The sequence below is a fragment of the Mesorhizobium sp. M7A.T.Ca.US.000.02.2.1 genome (assembly GCF_003996995.1).
Classification (GTDB): domain Bacteria; phylum Pseudomonadota; class Alphaproteobacteria; order Rhizobiales; family Rhizobiaceae; genus Mesorhizobium.
This window is the reverse complement of the sequence record NZ_RZTT01000030.1, coordinates 20816-27239: the sequence shown is the minus strand read 5'-3', so window position 1 is coordinate 27239 and position 6424 is coordinate 20816. Positions and strand designations below refer to the sequence as shown.

Below are 6424 nucleotides of genomic sequence, written 5' to 3'. Positions count from 1 at the left end.
GCTTCGACAATCAGGGTCGCCTCACAGCGGCCCTGAAGGTGTTTGTCCGTCGCCCAAATATTGGTCCCGGTTCTGGGAGGACGACATGCGCAAACCAAAAGACCGTCAGGCGGCGAACTTCAGCCCCATGATGCCGCAGACGATGAGCGCGATGCAGGCCAGCCTGATCGCGGTGGCTGGTTCGCCGAGCAGCCAGATGCCGAGCAGTGCCGTACCGACGGTGCCGATGCCGGTCCACACCGCATAGGCGGTGCCAACGGGCAGCGCCTTCAGCGCCAGGCCGAGCAGAGTGAGGCTGACGACCATCGAGGCAACGGTCAGTACGGTCGGCACCAGCTTCGAGAAGCCATCTGTGTATTTGAGGCCGATTGCCCAGCCGATCTCGAACAGGCCGGCGAAAAAGAGAAGAATCCATGACATCGACAACGCTCCATCAGAGCATCGGACCGAAAGGTGATTTCGGCGTCCGACGATCAGTCAAACAATGGCGGGTCGTCCCGTCCGGATTTTGGGGGAGCGCGAGGTCGTCCCCGCCATGCCCATATAGGAACTTCGAGCGCTCGATCAACAGCGGCCGGCAACAGTGTCGCCGGCCGTAACCCTTATTGCGAAGTGGATCGCCGGACCTACTTGTCCTTGAGCTTCATCGCCTTGACCGGCGGCGCCTTCAGCGCGGGAGCCGGAGCGGGCTTCTTGGCGTCCTTCTTCGGCTTGCGGGCTTCCTTGCCTGCCTTCATCGCACCTTTAGCCATGATTCGTTCCTCCTGATGTGGGACGCCAAGTGAAACAAGAGAACCGCCCGACCGCAAGGGGTTAGCGACCGTTGCCGGCGTCGCCGGATCGCTTTCAACCGGTTTCTAATTTGCTCGTAAACCATGACGGTCCGTGCGATGGTGATTTTCGCACTGCAGCATCGACCCGAGCTTCGCCGGGTGATCGTCAGGCAGGCCGTCAGGACGACAATGCGAATCCACATCGGCTGCGAGATGAGCTTCGACTTTCCGCAGGAAACGCCGCTCATCGCGATGCTGAATGTGCATTATTCGCGTGCCTCCGATCTCGAGCGGCCGGATTTCCTGATTTCCAACCCGCCGGTGCCGATCGAAAGCTATCGCGACAGTTTCGGCAATTGGTGCAACCGGTTCGTCGCGCCGCCCGGGCGTTTCACCTTCGGCACCGACGCGGTGATCCGCGATCCCGGCACTTTCGAGATGGGCGACCTGATGGCCTGGCAGCACGAGGTGCGCGACCTGCCGGCGGACACGCTGCTGTTTCTGCTGCCCAGCCGTTTTTGCGAAAGCGACCTTCTGGCTGATGAAGCGTGGCGGCTGTTCGGCAACACGCCGCTGGGCATTCCGCGCGTGCAGGCGGTCTGCGACTTCGTCCATAACCACATCGTCTTCAACTACGGCAATGCACGGCCGACACGCACCGCCGCGGAAGCGTATCGCGAACAGAGCGGCGTGTGCCGAGACTACGCGCATCTCGCCGTCACCTTCTGCCGGGCGCTCAACATCCCAACGCGCTATTGCACCGGCTACATCAGCGACATCGGTATGCCGAAGCCATGGGCGAGCATGGATTTCTGCGCCTGGATGGAAGTCTATCTCGGCGGCCGCTGGCATGTCTTCGATCCGCGCAACAATGCACCGCGCATCGGCCGCATCCTGATCGCCTCCGGCCGCGACGCCGCCGACGTGCCGCTGACCCATATATTCGGCCCGGGAACGCTTGCCGGCTTCAAGGTGTGGACCAGCGAGATCGTCGAGTAGTCGCCGTTTTCCATAGGCCGATCTCTCATGACCGCTGGCTTGGACGACCCGACATTCGCGCGGTGTGATGCCTGTGGAGCTTTAGCGGCCTGGCCGCTAGACTGCGCCTTGAATGGGAACAAATGCCATGGCCGGGCACGGCGGCTCAAAAAAGGTGATCTACGCGGCGCTCGCCGGCAATTTCGCCATCGCGCTGACCAAGTTCGCCGCCGCCGCCTTTACCGGCAGTTCGGCGATGCTGTCGGAGGGCGTGCATTCGCTGGTCGATACCGGCAATGGCGGCCTGCTGCTCTACGGCATGCACCGCGCCGCCCGCCCGGCCGATCGCACGCATCCGCTCGGTCACGGCCGCGAACTCTACTTCTGGAGCTTCATCGTCGCGCTCCTCGTCTTCGCGCTGGGCGCCGGCGTGTCGTTCTACGAAGGCGTGATCCATATGATGGCGCCGGAGCCGGTCGCCAACGCCGAGGTGACCTACATCGTGCTCGGCCTTTCCTTCCTGTTCGAAGGCAGTTCGTGGTGGGTGGCGCTGAAGGAGTTCCGCCAGCAGAAGGGCAAGCAGGGCTGGCTGCGGGCGGTGCAGTCGAGCAAGGATCCGAGCGTCTACACCGTGCTGTTCGAGGACAGTGCAGCACTTCTCGGCCTGATCGTCGCGTTCGTCGGCATCCTGGCGGCGGAAGTTCTGGAGATGCCGGAACTCGACGGCGCCGCCTCGATCGGCATTGGGCTGATCCTGGGCGCGACGGCAATCTTCCTGGCCCGCGAAAGCAAGGGCCTGCTGATCGGCGAGCCGGCATCGCCCGAGGTGCAGATGAAGGTGCTGGCGATCGCCCAGCAGGATCCGGCGGTGCAGCGGGCGAACGGCGTCCTGACCGTCCATATGGGGCCGGCAGAGATCGTCGCCGGGCTCAGCATCGAGTTCGAGGACCATTTGACGGCGCCCGAGATCGAAGCTTGCGTCGAGCGCCTGGAGGCGCAGCTGAAGAAGGAAATGCCGGAGATCACGCGGCTGTTCGTCAAACCACAGACGGCAGGCACCTGGGAGCAGCGGCGCAAGCTGATCGAGACCGCATCCGATCCGGCTCTGGACTAGCGCTGCGCCATTGCCTCACGGCCTTGCCCCGCTAGATTGAAGGGACTTTGGAGGAACGAAGATGAGAATAGACGGCGGCTGTCATTGTGGCGCCATCACTTACGAGGCCGAGGTCGACCCGGAGAACACCGGAATCTGCCACTGCACCGATTGCCAACAACTGACCGGAACGGCTTATCGCGTGACCGTGGGCGCGCCGGAAGGCCACTACCGGATCACCAAGGGTGCGCCAAAGGTCTATATCAAGACAGGGTCGAGCGGCGACAAGCGCGCGCAGGGCTTTTGCGGCGAGTGCGGCTCGCATCTCTACGCGACATCGGTTGGCGACGGGCCGAAGGTTTATGGCATCCGGGTCGGCACGGCGCGACAACGTGAACAGTTGGTCCCGAGACGGCAAAGCTGGCACCGCTCGGCGCTGCCCTGGTTGCCGGAATTCCCGGGTATGACGACCAAGGAAGAGCAGTAGCGCCGGTCCGGCGCCGCGCCTCAATCGTCGCCTTCGACGACCCTCAGCCTGAGCTGCCCGCTTTTCGAATCGGCAACGCGCGCGCCAGTATCGACCTTCGCGGCGGGAGCCCGTGACGCTGCGTCCGCGGCGGCATCGCCGTCGGGCTGTGCGCCGAACTCCAGCGCTTCGATCTTCTGGCCGCGCTTGGTGACCTTCGACGTCGAAACCAGGATGTCGTCGATGTCCTTGGCCGATTGGCCAAAATGGACCTGCAGCTTGCGCACCCGCTCATCGACGCGCGCTACATCCTCCATCAGCCGAATGACTTCGCCCTGGATCAGGTGCGCCTGTTCGCGCATGCGGGCATCCTTGAGGATCGCCTGGATGACCTGGATCGACAGCATCAGCAGCGACGGCGAGACGATGACGATTCGGGCGCGGTGCGCCTTGTGGACGATCGCCTCGAAATTCTCGTGGATCTCGGCGAACACCGATTCCGACGGCACGAACATGAAGGCGGTGTCCTGCGTCTCGCCCTGGATCAGGTATTTTTCCGAGATATCGCGGACATGGATCTCGATGTCGCGGCGGAAGGCCTGCGAGGCGGCCTTCTGCAGGTCGGCGCCGTCGGCGGCGCGGATGGCATTCCAGGCTTCGAGCGGAAACTTGGCGTCGATGGCCAGCGACGGTGCGCCGTTCGGCATCTTCACCAGGCAGTCAGGACGGCTGCCGTTCGACAGCGTCGCCTGGAATTCATAGGCGCCGTGCGGCAGGCCGTCGGCGACGATCGCCTCCATGCGCGACTGGCCGAAGGCGCCGCGCGTCTGCTTGTTGGAGAGGATCGCCTGCAGCTGCACCACCTGGCCGGCGAGCGACTGGATGTTGCCCTGCGCGACATCGATGATGGCCAGCCGCTCCTGCAATTTGGCCAGGCTCTCATGCGTGGATTTGGTCTGCTCGGTCATGGTCTGGCCGAGCCGGCCGGTCATGGCGTCGAGGCGCTGGCCGATCGATTGCGTCAGCTCCGCCTGCCGTGCGCCGAACACTTCCGCAATGGCGCCCATGCGTCCCTGCATTTCGGCCTGGCTTTGCAGAATTCCGGCCATCCGCACTTCCGCGTCGCGGGCATGATCGGCGGCTTCCGCAGCCGCCACGGCACGCGCCTTCGCCGACCGCCACAGCGCAATGACCAGCGCCACGAACAGGGCCAGAAACAGCAAAGCGCCGAAGGCCAGCGCATGGCCGAGCGTGATCGTTGTGGCGCCGAGCCGGGCGACAGGCTCCGAAAGGATGGTGCTCAAATCATTCATGTGGACAGCATAGACGATTCGCCGCGACAGCACAGATCAAAACGTGAACGAGCCTGATGCCGACCGGTTGACGCTTTTCTCTGGAGGTCTTAGGTGGAACGCCATGTCGATCAAGCCGCTTATCATCCTTCCCGACCCCATCCTGCGCCAGGTTTCCAAGCCCGTGGAGCGTGTCGACGCGCCTTTGCGCAAATTAGCCGACGACATGCTGGCGACCATGTATGACGCGCCGGGTATCGGGCTGGCGGCGATCCAGATCGGCGAACCGCTGCGCTTACTGGTGATCGATCTGGCCAAGGAAGACGAGACGCCGGCGCCGCATGTCTTCATCAATCCGGAAATCCTGGAGAGCGCAGATGCGCGCTCCGTCTACGAGGAAGGCTGCCTGTCGATCCCGGATTATTACGCCGAGGTCGAACGCCCGGCCGCCGTGCGGGTCAAGTATCTCGACCGCGACGGCAAATTGCAGGATATGGAGGCCGAAGGCCTGATGGCGACCTGCCTGCAACACGAGATCGACCACCTCAATGGCGTCCTGTTCATCGACCACATCTCGAAGCTGAAGCGCGACATGGTGGTGAAGAAATTCAAGAAGCTTGCCAGGGACAAGGCGCCGGGCAAGCTGGCGGGATAGGGATCATTCGAGCACGCCACGCAAAACCCAATCCCTGCCAAGCTCGAACGCTTTTGCACCGATCTCTAACGCAAGCGCGCGAGATTCTGGCGAGATGATCAGCACCAGAGAGACAACCACGGCTAACACCATCAGTAGCAGGGTGTTATAAATGGCGAAATTGCTCTCTCTTCGCCTCGACAATTCGCCTTTCTCGTATCGTTCTTCGACCGATTTGTATTCAGCTATTGGCTTCCTGCGTTTCCCAAAGGGATTTTGAGCGCGCTGCATATGAAGCTCCCAGGACAGATCCGCGAAGCATACGCCTGAACAGTTGGTGTAGACTTAATGGACCGTTTTGAGTGGCTGGGTGAAGGGGCGGAACTCTTGTTGATCAATGACTCCGGGGGTGATATCAGTGATATCAAATCTTGGAGGCATCCATGGGCGATATGTTGATCAGAGATATTCCCGAACCGTTGAAGCGCGAAATCGAATACGCGGCGCGCAAGGGCGGCCAAAGTCTTTCGGGCAAGGCGATCGATCTCTTGCGTAAAGGCATGGTCGCGGAGAAAGAAGCCAAACCGGAGCCGGGACTTTCCGCGTGGGATGCCATTCGTTCGGCGTTCGCTGCTGAAAATGCAATAGGCGATGAATTTTCCGAGATAATGGACCAAATCGAAGCGGACGGAAAACGCGACTTCGGCCATCCAGTCGAGGATTTCGAGTGATCATCCTCGATACCAATGTTGTTTCCGAAGCCAGCAAACCGGCGCCCGACTTGAATGTCTCCGCCTGGTTCCGCAAACAGGATCTTCTCGCACTCTACATGTGTGGGCCAGTCATCATGGAGCAGTCTTTCGGGGCCGAACGGTTTTTGAACAAGACGGGATCAGACCGTTATATTCGCGTGCTCGATCAGCTGATTTCGCAGCAGTTCGCCGGCCGCATCGTGGACTTTTCCGGTTCGATCCCCCGACTTGCCGGCAAGCTGCGGGCGACGCGGGAAAGAATTGGCCGTCCGATCATTCTTTCCGACGCCATGATTGCCGCGATCTGCCTCGCCCATGATGCGACGCTTGCCACGCGCAACGTTCGCGACTTCGACGGGCTTGACCTGAAGCGCGTAAACCCGTTTGAAGCGGATGCTTGAGCCGGCACACGGCGCGAGCAAGAAGACAGGATACC

10 protein-coding genes are annotated in these 6424 nt (G+C 61.8%); 6 read left to right on the top strand and 4 right to left on the bottom strand.

Annotated elements, in window-relative coordinates:
• Positions 1-105 precede the first annotated feature (105 nt).
• The gene (gene sugE, locus EOD15_RS05120) at positions 106-420 is read right to left on the bottom strand and encodes a quaternary ammonium compound efflux SMR transporter SugE (protein WP_013528463.1); all 315 of its coding nucleotides are present in this window, start codon (positions 418-420) and stop codon (positions 106-108) included.
• A gap of 206 nt (positions 421-626) precedes the next feature.
• Positions 627-752, bottom strand: a complete 126-nt coding sequence (locus EOD15_RS37195; RefSeq protein WP_013528464.1) for a hypothetical protein — start codon at positions 750-752, stop codon at positions 627-629.
• A gap of 210 nt (positions 753-962) precedes the next feature.
• Here EOD15_RS37195 and EOD15_RS05110 point away from each other — a divergent pair, with 210 nt between their 5' ends.
• The 3 genes from EOD15_RS05110 (at position 963) to EOD15_RS05100 (ending at position 3331) form a co-directional block, all read left to right on the top strand.
• Positions 963-1772 carry a transglutaminase family protein gene (locus EOD15_RS05110; RefSeq protein ID WP_027040094.1) on the top strand — a complete coding sequence of 270 codons (810 nt, stop codon included), beginning with the start codon at positions 963-965 and terminating at the stop codon, positions 1770-1772.
• A 127-nt stretch (positions 1773-1899) separates the two neighbouring features.
• Positions 1900-2865 carry a cation diffusion facilitator family transporter gene (locus EOD15_RS05105; RefSeq protein ID WP_127318299.1) on the top strand — a complete coding sequence of 322 codons (966 nt, stop codon included), beginning with the start codon at positions 1900-1902 and terminating at the stop codon, positions 2863-2865.
• A 61-nt stretch (positions 2866-2926) separates the two neighbouring features.
• Positions 2927-3331, top strand: coding sequence for a GFA family protein (locus EOD15_RS05100; protein ID WP_127318300.1), 405 nt, complete (start codon positions 2927-2929; stop codon positions 3329-3331).
• Positions 3332-3351: 20 nt separating this feature from the next.
• Here the strand turns inward: EOD15_RS05100 and EOD15_RS05095 are convergent, their stop codons facing one another.
• Entirely contained in the window at positions 3352-4623 is a 1272-nt protein-coding gene (locus EOD15_RS05095; protein WP_127318302.1) for a DNA recombination protein RmuC, read from the bottom strand.
• A 103-nt stretch (positions 4624-4726) separates the two neighbouring features.
• Here EOD15_RS05095 and def point away from each other — a divergent pair, with 103 nt between their 5' ends.
• On the top strand, positions 4727-5257 hold the full coding sequence (def, locus tag EOD15_RS05090) for a peptide deformylase (RefSeq protein WP_127318304.1): 531 nt from the start codon (positions 4727-4729) through the stop codon (positions 5255-5257).
• A gap of 3 nt (positions 5258-5260) precedes the next feature.
• Here def and EOD15_RS05085 read toward each other — a convergent pair whose 3' ends face one another.
• Complete coding sequence (locus EOD15_RS05085) at positions 5261-5527, bottom strand: hypothetical protein (RefSeq protein ID WP_127318306.1); 267 nt, start codon at positions 5525-5527, stop codon at positions 5261-5263.
• A 152-nt stretch (positions 5528-5679) separates the two neighbouring features.
• Here EOD15_RS05085 and EOD15_RS05080 point away from each other — a divergent pair, with 152 nt between their 5' ends.
• Positions 5680-5967 carry a plasmid stabilization protein gene (locus EOD15_RS05080; protein WP_127318308.1) on the top strand — a complete coding sequence of 96 codons (288 nt, stop codon included), beginning with the start codon at positions 5680-5682 and terminating at the stop codon, positions 5965-5967.
• Positions 5964-6389 (top strand): type II toxin-antitoxin system VapC family toxin, encoded by a 426-nt coding sequence (locus tag EOD15_RS05075; protein WP_127318310.1) that lies wholly within the window; start codon positions 5964-5966, stop codon positions 6387-6389. Before EOD15_RS05080 ends, EOD15_RS05075 begins: the two co-directional genes overlap by 4 nt.
• Positions 6390-6424 lie beyond the last annotated feature (35 nt).

Excerpts from the sequence above, each read along its gene's own strand:
- sugE (WP_013528463.1), bottom strand. The coding sequence starts at position 420 with ATGTCATGGATTCTTCTCTTTTTCGCCGGCCTGTTCGAGATCGGCTGG.
- EOD15_RS37195 (WP_013528464.1), bottom strand. The coding sequence starts at position 752 with ATGGCTAAAGGTGCGATGAAGGCAGGCAAGGAAGCCCGCAAGCCGAAG.
- EOD15_RS05110 (WP_027040094.1), top strand. The coding sequence starts at position 963 with ATGCGAATCCACATCGGCTGCGAGATGAGCTTCGACTTTCCGCAGGAA.
- EOD15_RS05105 (WP_127318299.1), top strand. The coding sequence starts at position 1,900 with ATGGCCGGGCACGGCGGCTCAAAAAAGGTGATCTACGCGGCGCTCGCC.
- EOD15_RS05100 (WP_127318300.1), top strand. The coding sequence starts at position 2,927 with ATGAGAATAGACGGCGGCTGTCATTGTGGCGCCATCACTTACGAGGCC.
- EOD15_RS05095 (WP_127318302.1), bottom strand. The coding sequence starts at position 4,623 with ATGAATGATTTGAGCACCATCCTTTCGGAGCCTGTCGCCCGGCTCGGC.
- def (WP_127318304.1), top strand. The coding sequence starts at position 4,727 with ATGTCGATCAAGCCGCTTATCATCCTTCCCGACCCCATCCTGCGCCAG.
- EOD15_RS05085 (WP_127318306.1), bottom strand. The coding sequence starts at position 5,527 with ATGCAGCGCGCTCAAAATCCCTTTGGGAAACGCAGGAAGCCAATAGCT.
- EOD15_RS05080 (WP_127318308.1), top strand. The coding sequence starts at position 5,680 with ATGGGCGATATGTTGATCAGAGATATTCCCGAACCGTTGAAGCGCGAA.